A 508-nucleotide genomic window follows, 5' to 3' on the forward strand; every position below is an offset into this window, starting at 1 on the left:
ATGCATTTCGATAATCGGCATCTGAATTCCCAGTGCTTCCAATTCGGCATAAGGAAAACCACGTTCACGCATCAATTCTACACGACCAATTTCATAAAACTCTGGATAGTTTCCGTAATAAACCACTTTCATTTGATCGGTGTGTTTATACAGAATACGAGTTTTGGTGCGAAAAACATTTAATTGTTCGGTTTGTTCTATCTTCTCCATAATTTTCTAAAACATCATTTTAATCTTCAAAAGTAGAGAACAAAAAAAAGACTTTATCATTAATTATATAAAAAATGAAAAAGTCTATTCAGTAATTTTTTTGTAATCCATCCAACTAAAAGAAGTTTGTGAAGAATCTTTTTGCTCTTCTTTTAAGAAATCATATTGAATTTGAATAATCGTTTTGAAAGTAGGATTTGCTATTTCATAATAAAAAGTCCTTACATTTTCTTCTTCACCTTGTTCAATTCGTAAAAGAGAAAAATTATTTTTGATGCCCAAATCATTTAAATGATTT

2 protein-coding genes are annotated in these 508 nt (G+C 28.9%); both read right to left on the reverse strand.

The annotated features are described in order from the left end of the window. Positions 1–210 (reverse strand): acyl-CoA thioesterase (locus tag QWI17_RS00220; protein ID WP_368045313.1); only part of this gene is annotated, 210 nt, incomplete at its 3' end. Between the two features lie 84 nt (positions 211–294). Continuing rightward, positions 295–508 (reverse strand): hypothetical protein (locus QWI17_RS00225; protein WP_302720494.1); only part of this gene is annotated, 214 nt, incomplete at its 5' end.

The sequence above is a fragment of the Gilvimarinus gilvus genome, assembly GCF_030518155.1.
Lineage (GTDB): Bacteria > Pseudomonadota > Gammaproteobacteria > Pseudomonadales > Cellvibrionaceae > Gilvimarinus > Gilvimarinus gilvus.